This is a genomic window from Streptomyces sp. NPDC002328, from assembly GCF_042890065.1.
GTDB lineage: Bacteria > Actinomycetota > Actinomycetes > Streptomycetales > Streptomycetaceae > Streptomyces.
In genome coordinates, this window is the sequence record NZ_JBIARQ010000008.1 from 15,634 (window position 1) to 40,940 (window position 25,307).

The 25,307-nt window shown below is 71.0% G+C and carries 20 protein-coding genes and 3 pseudogenes; 9 read left to right on the forward strand and 14 right to left on the reverse strand.

Features of this window, described 5'->3' with window-relative positions:
• Nucleotides 1–5: 5 nt before the first annotated feature.
• Nucleotides 6–1,316 carry an ABC transporter substrate-binding protein gene (locus tag ACFYX4_RS21225; RefSeq protein WP_389335285.1) on the reverse strand — a complete coding sequence of 437 codons (1,311 nt, stop codon included), beginning with the start codon at nt 1,314–1,316 and terminating at the stop codon, nt 6–8.
• 596 nt (nt 1,317–1,912) lie between these two features.
• Nucleotides 1,913–2,983 carry a LacI family DNA-binding transcriptional regulator gene (locus ACFYX4_RS21230; protein WP_389335288.1) on the reverse strand — a complete coding sequence of 357 codons (1,071 nt, stop codon included), beginning with the start codon at nt 2,981–2,983 and terminating at the stop codon, nt 1,913–1,915.
• A gap of 169 nt (nt 2,984–3,152) precedes the next feature.
• On the opposite strand from ACFYX4_RS21230, the gene ACFYX4_RS21235 reads away from it, so the two are divergent.
• The 3 genes from ACFYX4_RS21235 to ACFYX4_RS21245 all read left to right on the forward strand — a co-directional run bounded on the left by ACFYX4_RS21235 (nt 3,153) and on the right by ACFYX4_RS21245 (nt 7,385).
• Nucleotides 3,153–5,300, forward strand: a complete 2,148-nt coding sequence (locus ACFYX4_RS21235; protein ID WP_389335291.1) for an alpha-galactosidase — start codon at nt 3,153–3,155, stop codon at nt 5,298–5,300.
• A 188-nt stretch (nt 5,301–5,488) separates the two neighbouring features.
• Complete coding sequence (locus ACFYX4_RS21240; protein ID WP_389335294.1) at nt 5,489–6,748, forward strand: MFS transporter; 1,260 nt, start codon at nt 5,489–5,491, stop codon at nt 6,746–6,748.
• Between the two features lie 88 nt (nt 6,749–6,836).
• Nucleotides 6,837–7,385 carry a GNAT family N-acetyltransferase gene (locus tag ACFYX4_RS21245; RefSeq protein ID WP_389335297.1) on the forward strand — a complete coding sequence of 183 codons (549 nt, stop codon included), beginning with the start codon at nt 6,837–6,839 and terminating at the stop codon, nt 7,383–7,385.
• Nucleotides 7,386–7,400: 15 nt separating this feature from the next.
• Here ACFYX4_RS21245 and ACFYX4_RS21250 read toward each other — a convergent pair whose 3' ends face one another.
• The 5 genes from ACFYX4_RS21250 to ACFYX4_RS21270 form a co-directional block, all read right to left on the reverse strand.
• Complete coding sequence (locus ACFYX4_RS21250; RefSeq protein ID WP_389335300.1) at nt 7,401–8,237, reverse strand: carbohydrate ABC transporter permease; 837 nt, start codon at nt 8,235–8,237, stop codon at nt 7,401–7,403.
• A gap of 2 nt (nt 8,238–8,239) precedes the next feature.
• Nucleotides 8,240–9,229, reverse strand: a complete 990-nt coding sequence (locus ACFYX4_RS21255) for a carbohydrate ABC transporter permease (protein WP_389335303.1) — start codon at nt 9,227–9,229, stop codon at nt 8,240–8,242.
• Between the two features lie 75 nt (nt 9,230–9,304).
• Complete coding sequence (locus ACFYX4_RS21260) at nt 9,305–10,648, reverse strand: ABC transporter substrate-binding protein (protein ID WP_389335306.1); 1,344 nt, start codon at nt 10,646–10,648, stop codon at nt 9,305–9,307.
• A 119-nt stretch (nt 10,649–10,767) separates the two neighbouring features.
• Nucleotides 10,768–12,312 carry a glycoside hydrolase family 32 protein gene (locus tag ACFYX4_RS21265; protein WP_389335309.1) on the reverse strand — a complete coding sequence of 515 codons (1,545 nt, stop codon included), beginning with the start codon at nt 12,310–12,312 and terminating at the stop codon, nt 10,768–10,770.
• 481 nt (nt 12,313–12,793) lie between these two features.
• Complete coding sequence (locus tag ACFYX4_RS21270; protein ID WP_389335312.1) at nt 12,794–13,852, reverse strand: LacI family DNA-binding transcriptional regulator; 1,059 nt, start codon at nt 13,850–13,852, stop codon at nt 12,794–12,796.
• Nucleotides 13,853–14,062: 210 nt separating this feature from the next.
• On the opposite strand from ACFYX4_RS21270, the gene ACFYX4_RS21275 reads away from it, so the two are divergent.
• The 3 genes from ACFYX4_RS21275 to ACFYX4_RS21285 all read left to right on the forward strand — a co-directional run bounded on the left by ACFYX4_RS21275 (nt 14,063) and on the right by ACFYX4_RS21285 (nt 16,354).
• Nucleotides 14,063–14,623 (forward strand): hypothetical protein, encoded by a 561-nt coding sequence (locus ACFYX4_RS21275; protein ID WP_389335315.1) that lies wholly within the window; start codon nt 14,063–14,065, stop codon nt 14,621–14,623.
• A gap of 152 nt (nt 14,624–14,775) precedes the next feature.
• Complete coding sequence (locus ACFYX4_RS21280) at nt 14,776–15,519, forward strand: hypothetical protein (RefSeq protein WP_389335318.1); 744 nt, start codon at nt 14,776–14,778, stop codon at nt 15,517–15,519.
• 214 nt (nt 15,520–15,733) lie between these two features.
• Complete coding sequence (locus tag ACFYX4_RS21285) at nt 15,734–16,354, forward strand: sigma-70 family RNA polymerase sigma factor (protein ID WP_389335321.1); 621 nt, start codon at nt 15,734–15,736, stop codon at nt 16,352–16,354.
• Between the two features lie 90 nt (nt 16,355–16,444).
• Here ACFYX4_RS21285 and modA read toward each other — a convergent pair whose 3' ends face one another.
• Complete coding sequence (gene modA, locus ACFYX4_RS21290; protein WP_389335919.1) at nt 16,445–17,287, reverse strand: molybdate ABC transporter substrate-binding protein; 843 nt, start codon at nt 17,285–17,287, stop codon at nt 16,445–16,447.
• 264 nt (nt 17,288–17,551) lie between these two features.
• Between modA and ACFYX4_RS21295 the strand changes: the two genes are divergently transcribed.
• A complete protein-coding gene (locus tag ACFYX4_RS21295; protein WP_389335323.1) occupies nt 17,552–18,052 on the forward strand; it encodes a molybdopterin-dependent oxidoreductase in 501 nt (166 codons plus the stop codon).
• 92 nt (nt 18,053–18,144) lie between these two features.
• Here the strand turns inward: ACFYX4_RS21295 and ACFYX4_RS21300 are convergent, their stop codons facing one another.
• Complete coding sequence (locus ACFYX4_RS21300) at nt 18,145–18,897, reverse strand: TioE family transcriptional regulator (RefSeq protein ID WP_389335326.1); 753 nt, start codon at nt 18,895–18,897, stop codon at nt 18,145–18,147.
• Nucleotides 18,898–18,976: 79 nt separating this feature from the next.
• On the opposite strand from ACFYX4_RS21300, the gene ACFYX4_RS21305 reads away from it, so the two are divergent.
• Complete coding sequence (locus ACFYX4_RS21305; protein ID WP_389335329.1) at nt 18,977–20,179, forward strand: erythromycin esterase family protein; 1,203 nt, start codon at nt 18,977–18,979, stop codon at nt 20,177–20,179.
• 61 nt (nt 20,180–20,240) lie between these two features.
• On the opposite strand, the gene ACFYX4_RS21310 is transcribed toward ACFYX4_RS21305, so the two are convergent.
• On the reverse strand, nt 20,241–20,840 hold the full coding sequence (locus tag ACFYX4_RS21310) for a hypothetical protein (protein WP_389335332.1): 600 nt from the start codon (nt 20,838–20,840) through the stop codon (nt 20,241–20,243).
• A 105-nt stretch (nt 20,841–20,945) separates the two neighbouring features.
• Nucleotides 20,946–21,182 (reverse strand): annotated as a pseudogene (locus ACFYX4_RS21315) (TerD family protein); the annotation flags it as partial.
• Nucleotides 21,183–21,184: 2 nt separating this feature from the next.
• Here ACFYX4_RS21315 and ACFYX4_RS21320 point away from each other — a divergent pair.
• Nucleotides 21,185–22,415 (forward strand): annotated as a pseudogene (locus tag ACFYX4_RS21320) (LCP family protein); the annotation flags it as partial.
• A 149-nt stretch (nt 22,416–22,564) separates the two neighbouring features.
• On the opposite strand, the pseudogene ACFYX4_RS21325 reads toward ACFYX4_RS21320, so the two are convergent.
• The 3 genes and pseudogenes from ACFYX4_RS21325 to ACFYX4_RS21335 all read right to left on the reverse strand — a co-directional run.
• Nucleotides 22,565–22,754, reverse strand: a pseudogene (locus ACFYX4_RS21325) (TerB family tellurite resistance protein); the annotation flags it as partial.
• Nucleotides 22,755–22,840: 86 nt separating this feature from the next.
• A complete protein-coding gene (locus ACFYX4_RS21330; protein ID WP_389335335.1) occupies nt 22,841–23,920 on the reverse strand; it encodes a hemolysin family protein in 1,080 nt (359 codons plus the stop codon).
• Complete coding sequence (locus ACFYX4_RS21335) at nt 23,917–25,266, reverse strand: hemolysin family protein (RefSeq protein ID WP_389335338.1); 1,350 nt, start codon at nt 25,264–25,266, stop codon at nt 23,917–23,919. The genes ACFYX4_RS21330 and ACFYX4_RS21335 overlap by 4 nt, the downstream gene beginning before the upstream one ends.
• Between the last annotated feature and the right edge of the window lie 41 nt (nt 25,267–25,307).

Below are 25,307 nucleotides of genomic sequence, written 5' to 3' on the forward strand. Positions count from 1 at the left end.
GTCGGTCAGAAACCGTCGACGCCGCGGGCCTTCAGGATCTGCTCGAACTGGTCCTGGGCGGCCTGGGCGACCTGCTGGGGGGACTTCTTGCCGTAGATCATGTCGGCGAGGGCGAGGTGCATGTCGGGCGCGGTGAGCGCCTTGACCTGGAAGACGCCGGTGGCCGTGGACAGCGCCTCGGCCTGGGCGATCGCGGTCTGCGGCAGACCGGCCGGGTTGGGCACCGCCGGCTGCACCGACACGAGCTTGTTGGTCTTGATGTACTCCGGGTAGTCCTGGCCGAGCCAGAAGGACAGGAACTGCCGTGCGGCGTTCTGACGCTCGGTGTCGCCGGTCTTGAACGCGACGACGCCGTTGGTCTGGTCGGGCGAGTACTCCGCCTGGGCGGCGCTGTTGGCGATGGGGAACCAGCCGAGCTTCTGGTCCATCTCCTCCGTGCTTGCGGTGGACTGGATCTGCGCCTGGAGCGAGGTGACGTTCAGCGCCATCGCGGCACTGCCGTCCATGATCGCCTTGCCCTGGTCGACGAACGTGGCGGTCTTGTAGTTCTTCTGGGCCAGCCCGCCGTCGAGGATCTTCGTCTTGTACTTGGTGATGGCGTCGACGACGACCTTGTCGGTCCAGGACTCCTTGTTCTTGTTGAGGTCGTCCCAGAACGACTGGGGCAGGTCGGTCATCTGTGCCTGGACCTGCCACTGGAGCGGCCACTTGTCGCCGCCGACCTCGAAGAACGGCGCGACGCCCGTCTTCGCCTTGATCTGTGCGGCGGTGGCGAGCATCTCGTCGTAGCTCTTGGGCATCGAGGTGACGCCGGCCTTCTTGAAGACGTCCTTGTTGTAGTAGACGCCGAGGACCGCCGGGCTGGTGACGATGGCCGCGTAGCGGTGTCCGTCGACCTGACCGAGGCTCTGCTCCGTCTTGCCGAGCTTGGAGACCCAGTCCTCGTTGTCGAGTTGGAGCAGGTTCTGCTGCGGCTGGACGAAGGGCAGCGTGCTGCCCGTGGGCTGCCAGAACATCAGGTCCGGCTTGACGCCCGAGGCCAGCTTGGTCGGGACGTTCGACTCGTAGGGGTCGGGGATGACCTCGGTGGTGATCTCGGCGCCGGTGGCCTTCTCGAACGCCTCGATGGCCTGCTTGGGCTGCGAGACGCTGTTCTGCGCCGTCCACATGGTGAGCTTGACGCCCTTGAGGTCCGCGGTCGGGTCGACCGAACCCTGGGGCGCCGCGTCCGTGCCGCCGGCGGTGCTGTCGCTACAGGCGGTGGCGGTCAGCCCGAGGAGACAGGCGGTGACAAGGACGGAGACGGCTCTTCTCATGGCGGGATCCTTGCTCGTCGAGGGTGAGGAGGTACGGCTGTGCCGCGGGGCGGCGGGACGGGGGAGGCGCGGCGGGGCTACTGCGGTCCGCGTGAACTGAGCTGCGACGCGGGGGATTTCACCGAGGGGTCGCGCAGGCGGCGTCGCGGGAAGAGGCGTTGGGCTGTACGGCGACGCCGGGGAGCGGTGCGGGCTGAGGTGGCGGTGATCGCTGAAGGAAGCCGGTCGAACAGACCTCGGCAGGGCGGGAGGTGCGAAGGGGGCCGTGCCGATGGGGAGTTGTCGAAGGGGTCTGCGCAGCAGGGGGGTGTCGAAGGGGTCCGGGCAGGACGGGAGTTGACGAAGTGGCTGAGCAGGACGGGAGTTGGCGAAGCGGTCAGGGTAGGAGGGGATTCGGCGAAGGGGTCCGGGCAGGACGGGGGGTTGGCGAAGGGGTTCGGGCAGGACGGGGTTGGCGAAGCGGTCGGGGCAGGAGGGGATTTGGCGAAGGAATCAGGACGGAAAGGGAGTTGGCGAAGGAGCTTGCGCGGAAAGGGAGTGGGCGGAAGGAGAGTTCGGCCGGCTGAGCCGGGCGTGGTGTGCGCACCCCGCCCGGCTCACGCGTGGCGCGTTCCCGAGCTCTCCCTGATCACGAGGGCGGGTTCGGCGGGCACCGGCGCGGTCGACTCGCCGTCGGTGTCGAGCTGGGTGCGCAGCAGCCCGAAGGCGGTGCGGCCCAGCCCCTGGAAGTCCATGCGGACCGTGGTGAGGGACGGTGTCAGGAACGCGGAGTGCGGGGCGTCGTCGAAGCCGATGACGCTGACGTCCTCCGGAACCCTTCGGCCCGCGTGGTGCAGGGCGCGCAGCACGCCAAGCGCCAGGTCGTCGTTGCCGCACAGGACGGCGGTGACGCCCGGGTCCTGGGCGAGCTTCTTCCCGGCCTCGTATCCGGCCTGCGCGTCCCAGCCCTTGCCGGCCGGCTCGGGAGCGACGACGCCGGCCGCCTCCAGGGCCTGACGCCAGCCCTCGGCGCGGGGCCCCTCCGAGCGCCGGGTGCCGGTGGAGGCGGGGATGGCCACGTAGTGGACCGTGTCGTGCCCGAGCGACAACAGGTGCTCGGTCGCGGCGTGGGCCGCCTCGCGGTCGTCGGCCCACACCGCCGGACGGTCGGGCGTCCGTCCCGGGGCGGGCGCCTCCACCACCGCCGCACACGGCACATGCGCCGGTACGCGGTCCAGGGCGGCGGCGCCCAGCCGGTCGAAGCCGATGACCACCAGCCCGCCGCCGGCGTCGGCGGCCGAGGCGATCGTGCGGTCCAGGTCGTCCTCGGGAGTCAGGAGCCGCACGCCGAGCGTGTAGCCCTCGGCGCGGGACGCCTCCTCCAGGCCTTGAAGGGTGGCGGCGTAACCGTAGAGGAGGGTGTTCGACGTGAGCACCGTGACCGACCGGGTCACGCCGCTGGCCAGCGCGAACGCGGTGGCGTTGCGCCGGAAGCCCAGGGCGTCGATGGCCTCCTGCACCCGTAGGCGCGTCTCCTCACGGACGTTCGGGTGGCCGTTGATGACCCTCGAAACGGTCTGGTGGGAGACGCCTGCCGTCTGGGCGACGTCGCGGATGCTGGCGGCCTTCTGCGGCCCCTGAGCGGGGTCGGAGCGGCCGGCCGACCTTGTGTGACCGGTCACAGACATGCCAGGATTGTGAGCGGTCACAACGTGGGCGTCAAGAGACCGAAACACCGGGTTCACCGACGGCCACATCCGCCCGACGCGGCACACCCTCACCCGCCGAGCGTGAATCCCCAGATCAACCCCCATGAGAACCGCCGCAGGACCGAACATCCCGGAAGGGGAAATCGCGTTGACCGCTGTCGTCGAATCCGCCGAGAGGTCCCGAGTCTGGTCGCACCCGGCGCTCGGCCTGCACGCCGTCGTGGACGCCACCGGGGCGGTGAGACTCGGCGGACCCGGCCAGGACTGGGCCCGTCTGGTCCCCCTCGTGGAGATCACCGCCACCGGCCACGGGCGCATCTGGTCGGGGGAACGCTTCATCGAGACGGCCATCGGCGACCGTCTGACCTACCGCGCACACGAGACGGCCCGGGACGGCGGCCTGGAGCGCACGACGATCCGGCTTGCGGACCCCGCGACCGGTCTGGCCGCCGACGTCACGTTGGAGGCGACCGAGGGAACCGGCTGCCTGCGGTCCCGAGTCCGCCTGGTCAACGAGGGCAGTGCGCCGATCCGGCTGGAGAGCGTCTCCACCCTGACCCTCGGCGGCATCGTCGACGCGGCCGGCGGCCTCGACGGACTGACCCTGCACTGGGCGGACAACGACTGGCTCGCCGAATGCCGTTGGCGGCAGGCCCCCTTCCGCGAGCGGGTCGTCCCGCTCAGCCGCTCTGCCCACGGACACGAGGGCAGGGGCTGCTTCGAGCGCTACTCACAAGGGAGTTGGTCCACCGGCCGCCATCTGCCGCTGGCCGGCCTCACCGACGGGGAGGGCCGCGCCTGGCTGTGGCAGATCGAGTCCAGCGCCGGCTGGCGCTTCGAGACCGGAGAGCGCGAAGGGGCCGCCTACGTGGCCCTGTTCGGCCCCGACGACGCCCACCACCAGTGGCACCACACCCTGGCCCCCGGCGAGGAGTTCCACACCGTCCCCGCCGTCCTCGTGCGGACGGAGACCGGCGGCCTGGACGCGGCCTTCGGTGAACTCACCGACCACCGCCGCGCCGTCCGCCGCGACCACCCCGACCACCGCACCCTGCCGGTGATCTACAACGACTACATGAACACCCTGATGGGCGACCCCACCACCGAACGGCTCCTGCCGCTCATCGAGGCGGCCGGGGCGGCCGGGGCCGAGGTGTTCGTCATCGACGCCGGCTGGTACGACGACGACGCCCAGGGCTGGTGGGACGCCGTCGGCGCCTGGGAACCCGCCCCCAACCGCTTCCCCGACGGCCTGCTGGAAGTACTGGACGCCATCAGACGCCACGGGATGACGCCCGGACTCTGGCTCGAACCCGAAGTCGTCGGCGTACGCAGCCCCCTGGCCCACACCCTGCCGGCCGAGGCGTTCTTCCGGCGCGGCGGCGTGCGCGTCACGGAACACGGACGGCACCACCTGGACCTGCGCCACCCGGCCGCCCGCGCCCACCTCGACGAGGTCGTGGACCGGCTGGTCGGCGAGTGGGGCGTCGGCTACCTGAAGCTCGACTACAACATCAACATCGGCCCCGGCACGGAGAACGGCGGCGGCGAGAGCGCGGGCGCCGGACTGCTCGGGCATCACCGCGCCCACCTCGACTGGATGGCCTCGGTCCTCGACCGGTACCCGCGTCTCGTCCTGGAGAACTGCGGGTCGGGCGGCCTGCGCATGGACTACGCGCAGCTGGCCGTGGCGCAGCTCCAGTCCACCAGCGACCAGCAGGACCTGCTGCGCTACCCGCCCATCGCCGCGGCGGCCCCCACCGCCGTGACCCCCGAGCAGGCGGCCGTCTGGGCCTACCCCCAGCCGGACCACTCCCTCGACGAGATCGCCTTCACGCTCACCGGCGCGCTCCTCGGCCGCGTCCATCTCTCCGGCTTCCTCAACCACATGAACGACGAGCAGCTCGGCCTCGTCCGCTCGGCGATCTCCGTCTACAAGGACCTCCGGCCGGAGCTCGGCGGCACCCGCCCGTTCTGGCCCCTCGGCCTTCCCGCCTGGGACGACGAGTGGATCGCCCAGGGACTGCGGGGCGAGAAGTCCACGTTCCTCACTGTCTGGAGGCGGGAGCCGGGCGCGGACACCGAGCGCACGCTCACCATTCCGCACCTGCGGGGCGCTCAGGTGCGTCCCGCCGTCCTGTATCCGGCGACCGCCGACACCACCGCGGAGTGGGACGCCGACGCCGGGACGCTCACCGTCTCCCTGCCGCGCGCCAACACCGCCGTGCTGCTGGGGCTGAGGCCTGCGGCGGCGGCTTCGTCGGCTGCGGAGTCTTCGGTGACTTCGTTGGACTGACGCGACCGGGGTCCGGGGCTTCGCGTCCGTGGCTTCCTGCGTCCGTGGCTTCCTGCGTCCGTTGCTTCCTGCGTCCGGCGGGTTCGCGACCCGCCACCGGCGAGGTTCGGCCGGTCGGCGGGGTCGCTCGCTCATAGTGGCCCCATGCGGAGGGCCCCTTCGGAACAGCCAGCGGACGAGCGGCACCCATGACCCGTGCGGGACCGTCCATGCTGACGCGCGTGCTGATGGCGACGACCATCGGCACCGCGCTGGAGTGGTACGGGTTCATCCTGTTCAGCACCATGAGCGCGCTCGTCCTGAACCGGCTGTTCTTCCCGCCCGGCGACCCGGTCGCGGCGACGCTGGCGTCCTTCGCCACGTTCGCGGTCGGGTTCGCCGTCCGGCCGCTCGGCGCGCTGGTCATCGGGCACTACGGGGACCGGCTGGGCCGCAGGAAGATGCTGGTGATCACCCTGGTCACCGTCGGCTCGGCCAGCGCGCTCATGGGTGTGCTGCCGACGTACGCGACCGCCGGGGCGTGGGCTCCCGCGCTGCTGGTCGTGCTGCGGGTGATCCAGGGGTTCGGGGCGGGGGCCGAGTACGCGGGGGCCTCCCTCACCCTGGCCGAGTTCGCGCCGCCGGAACGTCGCGGGCGGTACTCCGCCATCCCGCCGGCGGGCGCGGCGCTCGGAGCACTGCTCTCGGCCGGGGCCGTCGCCGCTGTGTCGACCCTTCCTCCGGACGACTTCCTCGACTGGGGATGGCGCATCCCCTTCCTCGTCACCGTCCTCGTCACGGCGACCGGCTTCTACATCCGTGTGAGCGTGGTCGAGAGCCCGATGTTCGAGGAGGCCAAGCGGAAGCAGGGCGTCGCGCGGGCGCCCGCCGTCGAACTGGCCCGAAGCGCTCCCCGGGCGCTGCTCGCCGGGGTGGTCAGCAGCGTCGGACCGAACGTCGCCGCGTACATCCCGGTGGTCTTCGCGCTCGCGTACCTCACCGGACAACTCGGCTTCTCCCGCACGGACACCCTCGTCGGAGCACTGATCTTCTTCGCGTGCAGCGCTGCGGCGATGCCGCCGGCCGGGGCGCTCGGGGACATGGTCGGCCGCCGGGTCGTGTTCGGCGGTGCCATGGTCGCCGCAGCCGTCTTCGCGTTCCCCTTCTTCTGGCTGCTGGGCACCGCGGAGACCGGATACGTGTGGTTCGCGTTCGGCGTGAGCGGCTTGCTGCTGGGAGCCCAACTCGGCGGACAGGCAGGCTTCCTGGCCGAACTGTTCACGACGAGGACCCGGTTCAGCGGCGTGGCCCTCAGCCGGGAGGTCGCAGCCGCGCTGGCGGGCGGTACCGCCCCGCTCGTCGCGACGGCACTGCTGGAGGCGGCCGGGGGAGCCCCCTGGCCGGTGGTCCTGTACATGAGCGGGCTGCTGCTGGTCAGCGCACTGGCGGTGGCGCTGACGCACGGATGACGTCGTCGCCGGCGTGGGGCCTGGAACCCTCCGGGCGGGGTCGAGCGTTTCCCGTTCGGCCGGGTCGACCGCCTGTTAGCGTGCGCGGGTGGAAGATCTGGGATCCGTGGCGTGGCCGCCCGAGCCGATCAGGACCGAGAGGCTCGTGCTCCGTGAGCCCGAGGCCCGGGACCGTGCGGCGTTCATCGAACTGCTCGCCTCGCCGGAGGTGCACACCTACCTCGGAGGTCCCCGGCCGCGTGACGAGCTGGAGCGCCAGGTGCCCCGGGTGCCCGAACAGTGGCCCGGGAGCTTCGTCGTCGATCTCGACGGGGCGATGATCGGCCACGTCCTGCTCAGGAGAGCGACGGGACACTGCCGCCCGGCCGCCGCGGGGAAGACCGATCTCGGCTATCTGTTCCTGCCGCGGGCGTGGGGATCCGGGTACGCCGCCGAGGCGTGCGCGGCGGCGCTCGGCTGGCTCGCCGGCGTGCTTCCCGGCGAGCCGGTGGTGCTCACCACCCAGAGCGCCAACGCCGGCTCGATGCGTCTCGCGGCGAAGCTGGGTTTCACCGAGGTGGAGCGGTTCGAGGCCTGGGGCGCCGAGCAGTGGCTCGGCATGCGGTCCCCAGAGCACGTCGTCCAGTTTGGGTCGTGACGGAACCGGACGTCCTCAGCCCTTGACCGCCGAGCTGGCGACCCCCTGGACGAACCACCGCTGGAAGAAGGCGAAGACGACCAGCACGGGCAGGACCAGCAGCACGCCGAAGGCGAGGACCTGGCCCCAGTCCACGGGCATCTGCCCCTGGAAGACGCTCATTTGCAGCGGCAGCGGGCGAACCGACGGGTCGGAGACCATCAGGACCGGCCACAGGAACGAGCCCCATTGGGTGAGGAAGGTCAGGATCGCGACGGAGGCGAACGCCGGCTTCGACATCGGGACGATGATGGCGAAGAACGTGCGCCAGGGGCCGGCGCCGTCGATGCGGGCGGCTTCCTCGATGCTGGGCGGGATCGAGCGGAAGAACGTGGCGAACTGGTAGATGGAGAAGGCGTTCGCGATGAAGGGAACGGCCTGGACGTAGACGGTGTTGCGCTGGTCGTTGAGCAGGTAGAACAGCGGGACCGCCACCGCCTCGAACGGGACCAGCATGAGCAGCAGCACCAGCGTGAAGACGGCCCCCTGGCCACGCCACCGCAGCCGCGAAAGCCCGTACGCCGCCATGGAGTTGACGATCAGTCCGCCGAGGACGACGACGGTCGACAGCAGCAGCGAGGTGCCCATGAAACGCCAGAAGTAGCCGGTGGCGTCGGAGTCGAAACTGTCCAGTACGGCACTGTAGTTGTCGAAGGACAGATGGGTCGGCAGGAAGCCGGTCAGGCCGCTCAGCACCTCGTCGGAGGGCTTGAAACTGCCGAGGATCAGGTAGAGGACGGGCAGGACGAAGACGAAGGCCAGGACGCTCAGGACGGCGTAGTCGAGGAAGCGGCGCAGGGGTGTGCGGGTCATGGTCAGTCCTCGTTGCCGGTGCGGACGACGCGGCGCTGGATGAGGGTCAGGGCGACGACGATCAGGAAGAACACGACGGTGATCGCGGACGCCTGGCCGATGTTGTTCTGGTCGAAGGCCGTGGTGACGGCCTGGTACATCACGGTGCGGGTGGCGTCCTCGTCGAGCCCGCCGCCCTTGACGAGGACGTAGACCTGGTCGAAGACGCGGAACGACAGCACCGAGGTCAGCATGGCGACGAAGACGAGGGTGCCGCGGATGCCGGGCAGGGTGACATGCCGGAACTGCTGCCAGCGGGAGGCACGGTCGAGCTCGGCGGCCTCGTACAGCTCGCCCGGGATCTGCTGGAGGCCGGCGAGCAGGATGACCATCTGGAAGCCGACACCCTGCCACACGGACAGCACGATGACCGACGCCATCGCGGTGAGCCCGTCACCGAGCCAGTCGAAGGCGCCCCAGTTCCCGAAGCTCACCGCGTGCAGCGCGGAGTTGAGCAGACCGTCGCCGCTGCGGGCGAGGATGAGCCGCCAGATGACGGCGACCAGGGCCATCGGGAAGACGACCGGCAGGAAGAACAGGGACCGGAACAGGCCGATGGCCTTGAGCTTGCGGTTCAGCAGGATCGCCAACGCCAGCGCCAGGCCGGTCTGCAAGGGGACGACGACCGCGGCGAAGGTCAGGTTGTTCAGCAGGGCCCGCAGGAACGGGCCGGACATGTCGGGGTCGGTGAAGATCCGCCGGTACTGCTCCAGGCCGAAGAAGCGCGGCGGCAGCGGGGATCCGAGGCGCACGTTGTAGAAGGAGAGCACGACCGCGTAGACGAACGGCACGCCGACGAAGGCGATCAGGCCGACGAGAGCGGGTGCGGACATCAGCAGGCCGTGCAGCCGGTCACGGCTGCGGCGCCCGGACCGCCCGGGCGCGGCGGATCTCGGTTGCGGGCTCGGCTTCCCGCCTGCGGATGCGGCGGGTGCGGGGTTCACGGTGGTCACGGTGAGGTCCTCTTCCGGGCCGGGAGGGGCGGGCGCTGTCAGGGGCGCCCGCCCCTCCCGGCTGCTGGATGCCGGCTACGGCAGCTGGTAGCCGTCGTTGTCCGAGAAGTCCTGGTCGATGGCGCGGGCGGCCTTGGCCAGGGCGGACTTCGGGTCGGCACCGCCGTAGACCTCGCTGAGCGCCTGGCTGAACTTGGCGGTGACCGTGGGGTATCCGGCGGTGACCGGGCGGGTCACGGCCACGCACGACGAGTCGATCCGCTCGTCCCCGCAGGGCTTGGCGAGCTGGTCGGCGAAGAGCTGGAGCGGGCCGCCCTGCTGGTACAGCTCACTCTTGGCGAGCGCCGACTTCGTCCCGGGAGGGGCCCCGTTGGCCGTGGTCATCGCGGTGACGTTGGCGTCGTTCAGCAGGGAGTCGAGGAACGCGCCGGCGGCCTTGCCGTTCTCGGAGTTCGCGCCGATGCCCCACGCCCATGAACCCTGCCCCGTCTTGGGGCCGTTGCCGAAGTCGGGCATCGGCAGCACCACGAGATCCTCGCCGAGTGCCTTGCTGTAGGCGGGGTACATCCAGTGCCCGACCCAGCTCAGCGCGACACGACCCTTGGCGAAGGCGTTTCCGTCGGTGTTGGGGTCGGTGTACCCCTTCCATGACTGGAACGTCTTCAGCGCCGACGCAACGGCCGGGGTGTCCAGGGCGCCTTCCGCCTTGCCGCCCTTCAGCAGGGAACCGCCGGCCGACCAGACGATCGGGGCGAAGCCGTAGGTGCCCCACTCGTTGGCGTAGCCGCCGCTCTCCTGAAGGTCCAGGCTCTTGCCGTCGGGGTCCTTGGCGGCCAGCTTCTTGACGGCGTCGGTGAACTCGGCCGCCGTCCAGGCGTCGTTCACGCCGGTGGGGTACTTGACTCCGGCCGCGTCCAGCAGCTTCTTGTTGCCGTAGACGCCGAGCCCGGAGTCGTACATCCCGAGTCCGTAGTGCTTGCCGTTGATCTCGCCCTCGGCCTTGATGGCGTCCGTGGCGTTGGCCATGGTCGTGCTGGAGACGTACTCGTCGATCGCGGCGAGCTTCTTGTTGTAGACGAAGTTCGCCATGGTCGGGCCGTCGAACTCCATCACGTCCGGCAGCTTGGAGGCGTCCGTGGCGGTGATGGTCTTGGTGTAGTCGGTGTCGGGGATCAGGGTCAGCTCGACCTTGATCTTGTCCTGGGAGGAGTTGAACGACTTCACCGCGTTCTGCACGGCCGCCGCCTCGCTCGTCTGACCCTGATGGGCCCAGACGGTGATGGTGCCCGTGCCGCTGCCCTTCTCGGCCGAGGTGTCCGTGCCGCTGCCGCCTCCGCAGGCCGCCAGTGTGGCCAGGGGAAGGACGAGGGCCAGGGCCGTACGGGCCGTCCGGCGGGATCTTGCGCTTCCTGCGTTCACGGTGGGTGCCTCCGGTGTGCGGTGAAGGTGAGGGTGGGAGTGAGGGGGAGTGGTGCGGAGGTGCAGTGGGGGGAGGGGGAGAGGCCGTGCTCCGGGCGGTGCTGCGGACGACGTCTCCGTCATGCGGACCGCCCTCGCGGGAGGTCGGCGTCGGCGCTCGGCTCCTTGACCGTGAGGGGGAGCAACTCCCAGGCGTCGACCGCGAATTCCAGGTGGACGTCCGGCGCGCCGAGGGCTTGCAGCCGCCAAGGTCCTTCGCCCGTCGGGTAGAAGCGCAGGGTGAGCACCTGGCCGGTGGAGGTCAGGAAGACCTCGGCGATGGAGTGGTCGACGACCACCCGCAGCTCGATCGGCTCACCGGCCGGATAGGGCATCCGGTACGAGCCGCCCTGAGCGCGCGAGTCCAGCGAGGCGTGGTCGCGGTCGACGACGAGTTCGCCGGCGGCCGGGTCGAGGCGGATGTCGAGGTACTCGGAGCCGTCCGGGCCGGTCAGCAACCGAAGGCCGAGGGGACCGGTAGGACCGGCGGGGGCGACAGGCGATTCCACCGGGGCTGCTGCGGTGACTTCCAGACGGGCAGTCAGGTCGAAGGCGCTTCCCACGCCGCCGAGTTGAACCGGTTCCGAGCCCCGGGCGACGCCCTCGGCGTGGACGGTGTGCCGACCGCGCAGGGCGAGCAGCTCGGCAGCGGGCTCCTGCCGCAGCGTGCCGTCGTCGTGCACGGAGATCTCCCGAGGCAGGGTGAGCACACCGGCCCAGCCGTCCGCGGCCGCCCAGGACTCCTCGCGTGCCTCCCACGACCAGCCCCACAACAGCCACCGGTCACCCGGGCCCCGCAGCAGCGCGGGTGCGTAGCAGTCGGGGCCGTGGTCCACGAAGACGGGGGAACCGGCCTCGAGGACGTCGCCGCGTTCCTGGCCGCCTTCTTCGCCGCGCTCCTCGCCGATCAGGGCCGCGACGCAGCGCGCCCCGTCGTGCTCGCTCCACGCGCTGAAGAGAAGGGCACCGGGCCGTCCGGACCGCGCGGGGAGGTACTGCGGGCACTCCCATCCCTCGCCGGTGTGCAGATCGGTGCCGCCGACCGGCTCCTGCTCGCGGGCGTCGAAGGGACCCCGGTGCGTCCAGGTCTCCAGGTCGGGCGACTCGTACAGCAGGGCCGCGCCACGGCCGTCGGCGAGGGCGGCGCCGACCAGCATCCGCCAGCGCTCGCCGTCCCGCCACACGTACGGGTCGCGGTACATGGTGCAGCCGTCGGGCAGTTCGGGTATGAGGAGGCCTTCGCGCGGTGTGAAGGTCCGGCCGCCGTCGAGGGAGACGGCGGTGGTGACCGGCTGGTGCTGGGGCGAGCGGTCCCAACGGTTCGCGGAGTAGAACACGATCAACCGGTCGCCGTCGGAGACGGCGTTGCCGGAGAAGCAGCCGTCGGCGTCCTCGCCGCCCGGCGTCGGGGTCAGGGCGATGGGAAGCGGTTCCCAGCTCAGCAGGTCGGGGCTGCGGAAGTGGCCCCAGTGCATGTCGGCGTGGGTCGCGCCGAAGGGGTTGTACTGATGGAAGACGTGATAGTGGCCGTCATGGAAGACCAGGCCGTTGGGGTCGTTGATCCAGTTGCGGGGCGGGCGCAGATGCGCGACAGGCCGGAACGGATCACGGGGCGCGGTGGACACACACGTGCCTTTCGGTATGTGCGGAGGTCGCGATGTACGGGGATCGCGCGTCGTGAGAGTCGGAGAAGCCGTGGCAGCGGGGAGAAGCCGGCACGAAGGAGAGGCCGGTTCGCCGCCGAGACATGCGGGGCCGAGGCAGGGCAAGGCAAGGCAGGCCGAGGCGAGGCAGACCGAGGCAGTACAGGGTGCGGCATGCGTCGCAAGCGCGGCAGGGCATGGCAGGGCGTGGCGCGCCGAGGCCGCCCCGTCCGACGACGGCTGCGAGGCTCAGCGGGCCAGCGGTACTCGCGGTTCTCGCGGTGCTCGCGACTTCCGCGGTGCGGGGCCGCTGCCGGATCTCAACAGGCTGCGGCGGCCCGACGACTCATGGAGAATCTCAGGGGACATGTGTGTACCCTCACTGTGTTCAAAGTACTGACAGGGATGACGACCGGTTGCGACGGTCGCCTGTCATGGTGTGAAGTGCTTCGCCGTTCCGGGGTCAGAGTCGGGGCGGCGAAGCGACCGATGCCCGCGCCACCAGCGGGCAAAGCAGCATCTCTCGGATGTCCGGGCCCGGTGGCCGGCCCGGAGTCTTGGTGAGTGCGAGCAGCTGGGCCACAGCCCGTGCCCCCATCTCGTAGTGCGGCAGCTGAACGGTGCTCAGCGCGGGGTGGACGGCCTCACAGACCAGCTCCTGGTTGTCGAACCCGATGACTGACAGGTCGTCGGGGATGGACAGTCCCAACTCGGCGGCGGCGCGGTAAGCACCGGCCGCCATACGGTCGTTGAAGCAGAACAGTGCCGTGGGGCGCTGCTCGGACGTCAGCAGGCGGCGAGCTGCCCGGTAGCCGGCGTCGACGTCACCGGCGGTCGTGCCGAAGGGCACGGCGGTCTCGGCGGCGACCAGCGACGGGTCGTAGGGGACCCCGACCTCGGCGAGCGCCTTGCGGTAGCCCTCCAGACGGCCCTGCTTGGCGGGAAGGTCGACGGTCTGCACGGTGACGCCGATCCTGCGGTGCCCGTGCCGGGTCAGCTCCCGCACGGCCGTGTGGCCGCCCTGGACCTCGTCGGGCACCACGTAGGGGACGGCCGGGTCGTCGACGCGGGCGTCCAGCAGCACGGTGGGCGTCGAGCCGAGGCTCTCCGGCACGCGCACGTTCCGGTGGTACATCGCCGCGTACAGCACGCCGTCCACCTGCCGCTGGAGCAGCATCTCGATGCTCGTGCGCTCCAGCTCGGCGTCACCGCTGGTGTTGACCAGCAGCAGCACCATGCCCGCGGCCGCGGCGGCCTCCTGCGCGCCGAGGATCATCCGGCCGGCGTGCGGGGTGGTGGCGATCTCGTCGCTGACGAAGCCGATGGTCTGCGAGCGCTGCATGCGCAGGCCCCGGGCGAGTCCGTTCGGCGCGTAGCCGAGCTCCTCGGCGACCTGGAGGACGCGCTGCCGCGTCTGCGCACTGGCCCGCTTGCCCTCGACGCCGTTCAGGATGTGCGACACGGTCGCGGTCGACACACCTGCCGCCGCGGCCACGTCCTTGATCCCGATCCGGCGCGCCATCGAACCTGCCTCAAAGTAGAAGATTCCGGGTTGGTAAATCGTTTAGCCAACCGCGTGGACATGAGAGTGCCGATGGCGGGAGCTCCTGTCAATGGCTCGTTACGAACTCTTGTCCGCGAGGTGTCGCCGTCGGCATGAACCTCGCGGGTCCATCTGGATCGCCGCGTGCGACACTGCGTGCTGAGCGGATGCTCACGGGAGGGGGCGAGGGTGGGGGCCTGGACGGGCACGACGGTGCGCGTGTGTCTCGCCTCGGCGCTGAGCAGCGCGATCATGCTGTCCACGGCGGGGTGTTCACCGGAACTGCGTCCGCTGGTCGGCGTGTACGTGGACCAACAGGGCACCGCACACGCGTTGTTGAGAGCGTGCGACGACGACGGCCGGGTGCGCGGCCCCTGGCTGCACGGCACCGTCGTCCGGGCGGAGGATGATGAGGCGACGTCTGATGAGGCGGCATCGGACGAGGCGTCATCGGACGAGGCCGAGGAGCCCTGGATCGGATGGGACACCCGTGGACTGCGACAGGCCGCGGACTTCCCGCTGTTCGCCCCGCCCGCACAGTGGGCAGCGGAGACCCGTGGTCCGCAGACCCTGCAACCGGGCTATTCGTACGAGCTCGCTTTCGCCGATCCCGATGACTCCTACGTCTACAACGGCTCGGTGACGTTCGACGCCCGGCGGATCGCCGGGATGTCGGCCGGGGAAGTCCTGAACCTCGACGGTGTCGTGACGAGAGAGGCATTCGAGGAGGCGACGCGCAAGGCCTGTTGACCGCTGCGCGTGCGTCGCCTGGATGTGCGTGACGCATGAGGCCTGAACTGCGAAGATGAGGCGCGATGACTGTGGGGTGGTGTTCTCGCGCGTTACGGGCCGCTGTGTTCGCGGCCGTCTGCGTGCTGCTCGCCTCCCTGGGACACGTCTTGATGTCGGGGACCGCGGTGCCGTGGTGGGCCGTGGCCACAGCGGTGACGGCGGCAGGCGGCACGGCCTGGTGGCTGGCCGCCCGCGAGCGCGGGCCGGTCCTGGTCGGCTCCGTCGCCGTCGCGGCGCAGGCGGTGCTCCACTCCTCGTTCTCGCTGGCCCAGGCGATCGCCCAACGGCAGTCCGCGGGCGGCCGTTCGCTCGCCCGCCGGTGGCTGGGCTACCTGCTGTGTGGCTCACCCTCGGGACCGGGCGCGGGACATGACGGCATGTCGACGTCGGCGCTGAGTTCGACGGGCTCGATGGGGTCGACGGGGCCGACGGGCTTGACGGGTTCCCTGGACCTCATGGGGGCCATGGGCTCCATGGGGCATGCGATGAACGCCATGCACCCTGTGGGGTCCATGGGGTCGATGGACCACACGGGGGCCGCGGCGTCGGCCGCGCACTCCCTGGACCACGGCATGGGCGGCATGTCCTCGACCGGCATGCTCGCCGCCCACCTGCTGGCCGCGCTGCTGTGCGGCCTGTGGCTTGCCCACGGAGAGCGCGCCGCCTTTCGCATCCTGCGGGCGCTCGCGGGCCGGCTCGTCGCGCCGCTCCGTCTGATGCTCCGGCTGCCCGCGCCACCGCACCGGCCGCGTGTCCGCGCCCGCCGGGGCCGCACGCGTCACGCGCTGCGCGAACTCCTTCTCACCCACGCGATCACTTCCCGGGGCCCACCCGTGGGGACCGCTGTCGCCTGACGACAGCCGGATTCCCGAGGCCGTCCACGGAGACGACGGGCCGCAGGCTCCCTGCCTCGGGCATCGGCCGCGCCCTCTCACGCGCCCGGCCGTTCCCCTTCACCCCTTCATCCCCGTACCGGTTCGGCCTGGCCGTGCCGCGGTCGCCGCTGTGCGCGCGCCGACCCGGCAACCGGACCCCGGTCCCCGGATTCCCGAGAAGGAGAGACACAGCGTGCTCGCTCCTGTCCTGTCCTCGACGTGCGAAGAGCCGAGAGCAGAGTCGACCGATGAGTCGATCACGGCCTGGGCGCTCGCCGCCCGCGGCGGTGACCCCGACGCCGTCGACCGCTTCGTCCGCGCCCTGCACCGTGACGTCCGCCGTTACGTCACCTTCCTCGGCGCCGACCCCCAGAGCGCCGACGACCTGACCCAGGACACGTTCCTGCGGGCCCTCGGCAGCCTGCACCGGTTCGAGGGCCGCTCCTCGGCCCGCACCTGGCTGCTGTCCATCGCCCGCCGCGCGGTGATCGACAGCATCCGCCACAACTCCGCCCGGCCCCGCCTGTCGGACACGGACGACTGGCAGTCCGCCGCCGAACGCACCCAGCCGCGCGACCTGCCCGGCTTCGAAGAAGGCATCGCCCTGGCCGAGTTGCTCGACGCCCTTCCCGACGACCGCCGTGAGGCCTTCGTCCTCACCCAACTGGTGGGACTGCCCTACGCGGAGGCGGCCGACGTCAGCGACTGCCCGGTGGGGACGGTGCGTTCACGCGTCGCCCGCGCCCGTATGTCGCTCATCGAGTGGCTGGACGAGGGGGAGCGCTGCACGCGGGTCACGGCTGCGGCGGCCTGACCGACGGGCGCTGCACGCCCGTCAACAACGCCGGCGTCGCGGTCACCCCTCGGGGCTTCCGCGACGCCGGCCTCGTTGGAGCAGCGGACGTCAGGGCTTCAGGAACCCGGCTTCGGCCAGGACCTTCTGGCCCTCCGCGGACTGCACGAGCGCGATGAACGCCTTCGACGTGTCGACGTTCTCCGACTCCTCGAGCAGGGTGATCGGGTAGTCGTTGACGGCCTTGGCCGACTCGGGGAAGTCCACGCCCTGCACCTTGTCGTCCGCGGCCTTCACATCGGTCTTGTAGACGACCGAGGCATCGGCCTCCTTCAACACCACCTTGTTCAGGGCCGACTTGACGTCCTCCTCGTAGGAGACCGGGGTGAGCTCCAGCTTGCTCGCCTCCAGCGCCTTCTGGGCGGCGGCCCCGCACGGCACCGTCTTGTCGCACAGGACGACCTTCAGGTCGGGGTTGGTGAGGTCTTTCAGCGAGGCGATCTTGTCCGGGTTGCCCGGCAGGGTGGCGATCGCCAGCTGGTTGCGGACGAAGGTGGCCGGGGTGCCGGAGGCGTCCCCCGCGTCCGTGACGATCTTCATCGTCTTGGGGCTGGCGGAGGCGAACACGTCGGCCGGCGCCCCGCTGGTGATGCTCGCGGCGAGGGTGTCGCTGCCGCCGAAGTTGAAGGTGACCTTGGTGCCCGGGTGGGCCTCCTCGAACTCCTTGCCCAGCGTCGTGAAGCTCTCCTTGAGCGAGGCGGCCGCGAAGACGATCACCTCGCCGGACAGCTTGTCCGAGGCCGAGGCCGAGTCCGATGCGGAGGCGTCCGACTTCGCCGATGAGGAGTCGTCGGAGGAGGAGCAGGCGCTCAGGGCCAGCAGGGCGACGGCAACAGCGCCGGCCACCTGCGGCATCCGGTGGGTCCGGTGGGTGCGGCGCGCGGTACGGGTGATCACGGGTCCAACTCCCTCAACGTCCTGACGGACTCGTCCAAGCCTGGTGCGTCACGTCGCGCAGGTGTGGGCCACGACGGCACGCCTCACGGTGTCCGCGCTGACACCAAGGAAGGCAGCCGCGTGATCGATCCGGCGGGTACGCACGGCCGATGATACTGCCGCAAGTGCAGGGCAAAAGTCGCCTGTGGCATGGCATGAGCCGGATCATCGTTCTTTTGCATTGGTATGTGCGTTGTACGGCGCGACGGTTCGGGTACGGTCATGCGGGAGGTGGTAGCCCATGAGTCAGTCCCTCCGACTGTCCGTACGGCCGCCGGACCGGCGACGGAACTCGACCTCACCGGCGATGTGGCCCACCCGGCCCGGCTGACGGTGCCCGACCTGCACGCCTGGCCTCAGCACGCCGCACAGGTCGCCTTCGAGTGCAACACCAGCGGAAGCCGGCAGCACCGCTTCACCGGACCGCTCCTGCTCGACGTCCTCATGGACGCGGGCCCGGCCTTCGACCCCGCCCGCCGCAAGGACCGCCTGCGCTTCCTGGTCGCCGTACGCGGCGCGGACGGCCATCGCGCCCTGCTGTCCTGGGCGGAGATCGACCCGGACTTCGGCCGGGCCCCCGTCCTGCCGGCGGCCACGTTCGACGACACCCCGCTCGACCGCGCCGGCGCCCAACTCGTCGTACCGCAGGACCGCTGCGGCGCCCGGTACATCAGCGGCATCGAGGCGATCCGCGTGGACGGCGGCTATGCGGCATGGCCGTGACGGCGGTGAGGGAACCCCCGCTCGCCTGCGCGCCGCTGTCACCCGCCCTCACCCGCGTTCGCGGAGCCCCTCACCCGCGTTCGCGGAGCCCCTCACCCGCGTTCGCGGAGATACGCCTCCAGCTCCGCGGCCCCGGTCAGCATCGCCCGGCCGCGGGCGGACAGCCTGCCGTGCCAGTCGCCCAGTGCGTCTTGTAGCGGCTCCAGCCCGCCGGCCGCCCGCACCTGCGCCAGCAGTGGCGCGATCTGCTCCAACAGGTAGCCGCCCCGTCGGAGTTGGTGGGCGAGACGGGCGTCCCGCACGTCGGACTCGTCGTAGACGCGGTACCCGGTCAGCGGGTCGCGGCGCGGGCGCACCAGCCCGGCGCGCTCCCACTTCCGCAGCGTCGCGGGGCGGACGCCGAGCCTGTTCGCGAGCGGACCGATGAACGTGCCGCCGGGTTCGGCTGCCCTCGTGGACGAGCCGGGCCCGGCGTCGCTCGTGGACGCCGTGCCGGACCCCAGATCGCGCAGAGCGCTCTCCACGGCCTGAAGGGTCCGCCGATCGTCGAGGAGTTGACCGTGGCTCTCGTCGATGAGGCGGAACGCCACATCGACCGCGCCCTCGTTCACGGCCCGCATGATCGCCGTCGCGGTCTGATGCCCGTGGCCGGGCACCAGGGCGAGGAACGCGCGCAGGGCCAGCGCGTGCAGCGGGGTGTAGGCGCGGTAGCCGCTGGCTGTGCGACCGGCGGCCGGGAGGATGCCGGCCGCCTCGTAGTTCCTGACCGCCTGCGTGGACAGACCGTGCCCGCGCGCCAGATCGACCGGCCTGAGCCGCTCACCGCTTTGAAGGTTCCGCCCCATGGGTCCCACGATATCGCTGCTGCTTTGCATGCGTCGCAGGAAAAGCTTCCATCGAAGATTCAACGATACCGTTGAAGCCATGGTTGCTGACATCGAGGACGCCGCCCATGCCGTCGAGGCTGCCGCCGTCATGCGGCTGTTCCCGGCCCGCCCCCGGCTGCTCGCCCTGGGCGAGCCCACCCACGGCGAAGAGACTCTGCTCGCCGTGCGCAACGACCTCTTTCGGCAACTCGTCGAGCAGGAGGGCTATCGGACGATCGCGATCGAGAGCGACTGCATGAAGGGCCTGATCGTGGACGACCACGTCACGACGGGCAAGGGCACGCTCGAGGAGGTCATGGAGCACGGGTTCAGTCACGGCTGGGGCGCCTTCGAGGGCAACAGGGAACTGGTGCGCTGGATGCGCGCCCACAACGAGGGCCGCCCCGCGTCCGAGCGACTCCGCTTCGCCGGCTGCGACGGCCCATTGGAGATCACCGGCGCGGCCGGCCCCCGACAGGCCCTCACCGCACTTCACGACTACCTGGCGGCCCGGGTGGACGCCGACCTGCTGCCCTGCACCGCGGAGACACTGGACCAGCTGCTCGGCACCGACGACCGATGGACCGCTCCCGCTGCGATGACGGACCCGTCCCAGTCGTTCGGGCAGTCGCCCGAGGCGGGCCGGCTGCGGCTGCTGGCCGACGATCTGGCTGCCCTCCTCGACGCCCAGGCACCGCACCTCATGACGGCGACCGCACAGGACGACTGGGACCGGGCCCGCCTGTACGAGCGCACCGCGACCGGCCTGCTGCGCTACCACCACTGGATGGCCGACACCTCCCCTGCCCGCATGACCCGGCTGGTGGCCCTGCGGGACCAGATGATGGCCCACAACCTCCTCGCCGTCACGGCTCGGGGCCCGGCACTCGTCCACGCCCACAACGCCCATCTCCAACGCCAGAAGAGCATGATGCAGATGTGGCAGGGGCCGGTGGAATGGTGGAGCGCCGGCGCGCTCGTGAACGCCCGACTCGGCGACGGATTCGCCTTCTTGGCCACGGCCGTCGGGACGATCCGACACCGGGGAGTGGACACACCGCCACCGGACACCATCGAAGGACTCCTGTACGAACTCCCGCAGGACCGCTACGTCATGGACGCCGCGCAACTCGCCGAGACGCTGGCCGACACGTGCCCCGCACCCCGCGCATCCCCCTGGTTCGGCTACGCCCCGCTCGCCCCGTCCCACCTGGAGACCACTGACGGCGTCGTGTTCGTCAAGGACGCCGAGCAGAGCTGACGTCGCTGCTCACGACGGCCATCACCTGGCAGCCGCGCCGCTGTTCCCCGTTCAGGGTGGTCTATCTCTTGAGAGCCCAGTCCTCAGCGATGCACCGGCGCAGGTAAGGCAACAACCCGCGCTCCAGCAGGGCCCGTTGCCAGTCCTGCCGGGCCTGCTCCAGGCGGGCGGAGTGCGCGGAGCCCCCGCGCCCGAACGCCGCGGCGCCCACCACCGCCACGAGGGCGACAAGCGCGCTCAGAGCTGCGACGAGGCCGAGGATCCAGCCGGCGGTCACCAGCGAGCCGGGCAAGGTGCCTCGTACGGCGGCCAGTTGGAGCACATAGCCCAGGACGAGCAGCACCGCGGCCGACGAGGCGGAGACGAGGGGGGTGAGGACTGCCAGGGCGGGGAGCAGCGAGCCCGGCTCCGAAGCATCCTCGGTCTCCCTGGTGGTGGACGTGTTCAGGGCGAGGCGGGTCAGATACACGTCGTACGCGCCCTGCGCCGCCGTCGCGATCTCGTCGGCGTCCGCGAGCGCCCGTGCACGCAGGCGGGTGGCGAACTCGCCGGTCGGGTCCGCCCGCAGCGCGCTGCGTATGTCCGTTGTGCACAGCGCCAGTTGCAGCACGGCCTCGAAGTCCGCCCGGTCCTCGGGGCGCAGGCCGGCAGCGTTGCTCACGTGGTCTCCTGACAGGTGGGGGGGAGGGGGCGGGGAGGTCGACGGCAAGTCCGGCAGGGGGGCAGGCCGGTGGGCCGGATCAGACGGGCAGGCCGGTGGGCCGGATCAGACGTTGACCCCGAAGTCCGCGGCGATACCGGCGAGTCCGGAGGCGTACCCCTGTCCGACAGCGCGGAACTTCCACTCGACGCCGTTGCGGTAGAGCTCACCGAACACCATGGCCGTCTCCGTCGAGGCGTCCTCGGACAGGTCGTAGTGGGCGATCTCGGTGCCGCCGGCCTGGTTGACGACCCGGATGAAGGCGTTGCGGACCTGACCGAAGCTCTGGCCGCGGTTCTCGGCGCAACATCCATGCCGCGGACATCGACGGCAAACTCGGCGGCGACCGACCGGCCAACCTCAGCCCGGGTTCGAAGAACATCCTGGTCGTCGGTTCGGACAGCCGCGACGGGGACAACGCCGGATACGGCGAGGGGCTGACCACCATGCAGTCGGACACGCTGATGCTGATGCACATACCGGCGAACCGGCAGTGGGCGACGGTGGTGTCCTTCCCGCGCGACTCCTGGGTGGAGATACCCGAGTGCGACAAGGGCGACGGCAGCACATCCGCCCCGCACCACTTCAAGATCAACGAGGCGTTCGCGATCGGCGGCGCCGACGGCGGGGAGGTCGCGGACGCCGCCGCCTGCACCGTCAGGACGGTCGAGGCCAACACCGGCTTGCGTGTCGACCACTTCATGTCCGTCGACTTCCAGGGCTTCAAGGGCATGGTCGACGCACTCGGCGGCATCGAGGTCTGCCCCGAGGAGGCCATCCACGACGAGAAGGCCCGACTCGACCTCGAGGCGGGCTGCCGGACCGTCGAGGACGAGCAGGCGCTCGGCTACGTGCGCGCCCGCTACAGCGTCGGCGACGGCTCCGACATCGGACGCATCGGCCGCCAGCAGGAGTTCATGGAGGCGCTCGCCACCAAGGCGCGGTCGAAGCTGGTCAGCCCGGACGCGATGTACGGCTTCCTGGCGTCCGCCACCGAGTCCCTGACCACGGACCGGGGTCTGGCCGGCATCAAGCCCCTCTACGGCCTGGCCGCGGAGCTCCAGGGCATCCCGAGCGAGAAGTTGACGTTCCTGACCGTGCCGAACTATCCGCGTGAGGCGGATGTGCCGGACGACAAGGCCAACGTCGTGTGGCAATACCCGCAGGCCGCCGACCTGTTCGCCGCATTGGCCGACGACCGGGAGGTCGACGGGGAAGAAGATGCGGGCCGAGGCGAATGACCCGGTCCACGCGTCCGCCGTGCGCGTGCGGGTCCTCAACGGCAGCGGGGTCACGGGGCGCGCAGCCGCCGTCGCGGAGAAGCTGCGGGAGACCGGCTTTACGGTCGTCGGCACCGGCAACGCCCCGGAGACCACCCGCACCACGACGGTCACTCACCCCCAGGGGTTGACGCAGCAGGCAGAGGCGCTGGCTTCACGACTGCCGGACGCCCGGGCGGTGCCGGACGCGACCGCTGCCGCGGACGCGGTGACTCTCGTCATCGGAACCGGACTCGACCCGGCCGACGTCCGCTGACCTGACCTGACCTGACCTGACCTGACCTGACCTGACCGGACTGGAGCGGACCGGGCTGGGCGGGCCGGCAGCCCGGACCCCGCCGCAGAGCCGGCCACGCTCGCGCCGGGCCGCCGCCCACTGGCCGACGCGAGCGTGCCGGGACGGGATCAGAGGTCGAACTGATGCGGCGGCAGGCCCAGCGCGAAGCACGCCTCACGCACGACGGCCTGCTCGGTCTTGTCGAAGTCGCCGTCCGCGCCGCCGATGACGATGCTCGGCGGTCAGCTTGCCCAGGTTGTCGTCGAAGCGCCGCTGAAGGTCCATGGCGTCGAAGTTCTGCAACACCTCGTTGGCGGATTGGCCGGCACGGGGCCCCGGCCTCGCGGCCGAGGCCCCGTCGTCTACGTCGCCTGCGTAGTCTGCGCGGGTGTGTGAACGCCTGCTCAGGCCGCCGGTGACTGGAGGTACCGGGCCAGCAGGTCGTCCAGGCTCACCATGCCCGTCATCCGGCCCGACCCGTCGAGGACGACCGCCAGGGAGGCGCGGCGACGGCGCAGCAGGTCGATCGCGTCGGCGACGGTGGCGTCCTCGCCCAGCTCGGGCACGGGGCGGGCCAGTGCGCCGGCCGTCGCGGCACGACCGTGCGCTCGGGCGACCAGGGCGTCACGGGCGTGCACCGAGCCGAGGGCGGAGCCGTGCTCGGAGCCGGAGCCGGAGCCGGAGCCGGAGTCGGAGCCAGGGCCGGGGACAGGGCCCGGGTGTCGGACCAGCAGGCGGGTGCGGTCGCTGTCCGCCGCCACCCGCAGGATCTCGTCGATCGAGGCGTCGCCGTCGACCGAGGTGATGTCCCCCGCGGGGATGAGGAGTTCGCGCACCGGGGTCTGCGGCTCGGTCAGCGAGCGGGTCAGCAGCTCCGAGTCCGTCTCGCTGATCAGGCCGAGGCGCTCCGATTCCTCGACGAGGTGGGTGAGTTGTTCCCGGTTGTGGACCGAGGCCAGCTCGTCGCGCGGGGTGACCCGGCACAGGCGTACGAGGGCGTTGCTGATCCGGTTGAGCAGCGAGATCAGCGGTCGCACGGCCTTCACCACGGCCCGGAAGGCCGGCGACAGCAGCATCGCGGAGCGCTCGGGATGGGCGATGGCCCAGGACTTCGGGGCCATCTCGCCGACCACCATGTGCAGGAACACCACCACGGACATGGCGAAGACGAAGGCCACGCCGTAGCTGACCGCGCTGGGCAGGCCCAAGTCGTTGAGCAGAGGGTCGAGTTCGTGCGAGATGGCCGGCTTGGACACCGATCCGAGCCCCAGGGTGCAGACGGTGATGCCGAGTTGGGCACCGGCCAGCATGAGGGAGAGTTCGCGCATACCGGCGAGGGCGGCCTTGGCGCCGCGCTGCCCGTGCGCCGCGGCCTTCTCCATGCGGTGCCGTTTCGCCGCGACGAGGGCGAATTCGGCGGCGACGAAGAACCCGCTGCCGATCAGCAGCAGGACGGTGACGAAGAGCGCCATCGGGAAGCTCATGCCTGCCCCTCCTCACGCGCGCGATCCACCGCGGGCAGCCGCTCCAGCCGGACCCGTTCCGGCACGTGCCGGTCCAGGGTGCGTACGTCGATCAACGCGCTGTCTCCGTCGGGCAGTTCGACGGTGAGCCGGTCGCCGATGGCCGGGAAGCGGCCCAGGCGGTCCACGATCAGGCCGGCCACGGTGGTGTAGTCCTCCTCCTCGGGCAGCCGGATGCCGGTGGCCTCGGCGACCTCGTCCAGACGGCGTCCGGCGTCCACGAGCCAGCCGTCGGCGTCGGCGACGGCGAGTTCGGTCACCGTGTCGGTCTCGTCGGCGATGTCGCCGACCAGTTCCTCGGCGATGTCCTCGTAGGTGACGATGCCGGCGACCCCGCCGTGCTCGTCCAGGACCACGGCGAACTCGTCGTTCCGCTCACGCATCCGCGCGACCGCTTCCGGCAGCGCGAGGGTGTCGGGCAGCAGCAGGGGCGGCCGGGCGAGGGCGCCGGCGGTGGTGCCGGTGAGCCGGCCGGCAGGCAGCCGCATGAGTTCGCGCACGCCCAGGACGCCGGCGACGTCGTCGGGGTGGTCGCCGAGGACGGGATAGTTGGAGTGCCCGTGCTTGCCGATGAGGTCGACGGCCTCGGCGGCGCCGGCGTCCTTGCGGACGAAGACGGAGTCCGCGCGGGGCACCATCACCTCGTCCAGGGTGCGCTCGGAGAAGCCCAGGGCGTGGTCGATCAGCTCCGCGGTGTCCTTGGGCAGCTCGCCCTGCTCGTGGGACTCGCCGATCAGATGGCCCAGCTCCTCCAGCGTGGCACCGTGATGCAGCTCCTCGACCGGTTCGATGCCCACCTTGCGCAGCAGCCGGTTGGCGGCGCTGTCGAAGACGTGGACCAGGGGGCCGACGACCTTCAGATACGCCAGGGTGGAGCCGGCGAGGGACTTCGCCAGCCGCTCCGGGACGGCGATCGCGAGGTTCTTCGGAGCCAGCTCGCCCAGCACCATCTGCACCACCGTGGCGCCCACGAAGGCGAGCACGACGGAGACGACGCCGACCGCGCCCGCGGGCACGCCGAAGCCGGTCAGCACCGGTTCGAGCAGCGCGGACACGGACGGCTCGGCGATGAAGCCGACGACCAGTCCGGTCACGGTGATGCCCAGCTGCGCGCCGGACAGCATGAACGACAACCGCCCCAGCACGTTCAGGGCGCGGGCGGCCTTGCGGTCCCCGGCCTCGGCCTCACGTGCCAGGGCGAGCCGGTCGGCGGAGACGTAGGCGAACTCCTGTGCGACGAAATAGCCCGTGCCGGCGGTGAGGACGAGCACGGCCAGCACGCCCAGCCAGGCTTCCACGGCACTCATAGAACACCACCCCGCCGTGTGCCGTGCTGATGTCCAAGCTC

Coding starts and splice junctions, on each gene's coding strand:
- ACFYX4_RS21280 (WP_389335318.1), top strand. CDS start 14,776: ATGTCGGGGACCGCGGTGCCGTGGTGGGCCGTGGCCACAGCGGTGACG.
- ACFYX4_RS21335 (WP_389335338.1), bottom strand. CDS start 25,266: ATGAGTGCCGTGGAAGCCTGGCTGGGCGTGCTGGCCGTGCTCGTCCTC.
- ACFYX4_RS21250 (WP_389335300.1), bottom strand. CDS start 8,237: ATGACCCGCACACCCCTGCGCCGCTTCCTCGACTACGCCGTCCTGAGC.
- ACFYX4_RS21240 (WP_389335294.1), top strand. CDS start 5,489: ATGACCCGTGCGGGACCGTCCATGCTGACGCGCGTGCTGATGGCGACG.
- ACFYX4_RS21305 (WP_389335329.1), top strand. CDS start 18,977: ATGGTTGCTGACATCGAGGACGCCGCCCATGCCGTCGAGGCTGCCGCC.
- ACFYX4_RS21270 (WP_389335312.1), bottom strand. CDS start 13,852: ATGGCGCGCCGGATCGGGATCAAGGACGTGGCCGCGGCGGCAGGTGTG.
- ACFYX4_RS21225 (WP_389335285.1), bottom strand. CDS start 1,316: ATGAGAAGAGCCGTCTCCGTCCTTGTCACCGCCTGTCTCCTCGGGCTG.
- ACFYX4_RS21230 (WP_389335288.1), bottom strand. CDS start 2,983: ATGTCTGTGACCGGTCACACAAGGTCGGCCGGCCGCTCCGACCCCGCT.
- ACFYX4_RS21300 (WP_389335326.1), bottom strand. CDS start 18,897: ATGGGGCGGAACCTTCAAAGCGGTGAGCGGCTCAGGCCGGTCGATCTG.
- ACFYX4_RS21330 (WP_389335335.1), bottom strand. CDS start 23,920: ATGAGCTTCCCGATGGCGCTCTTCGTCACCGTCCTGCTGCTGATCGGC.
- ACFYX4_RS21295 (WP_389335323.1), top strand. CDS start 17,552: ATGCGGGAGGTGGTAGCCCATGAGTCAGTCCCTCCGACTGTCCGTACG.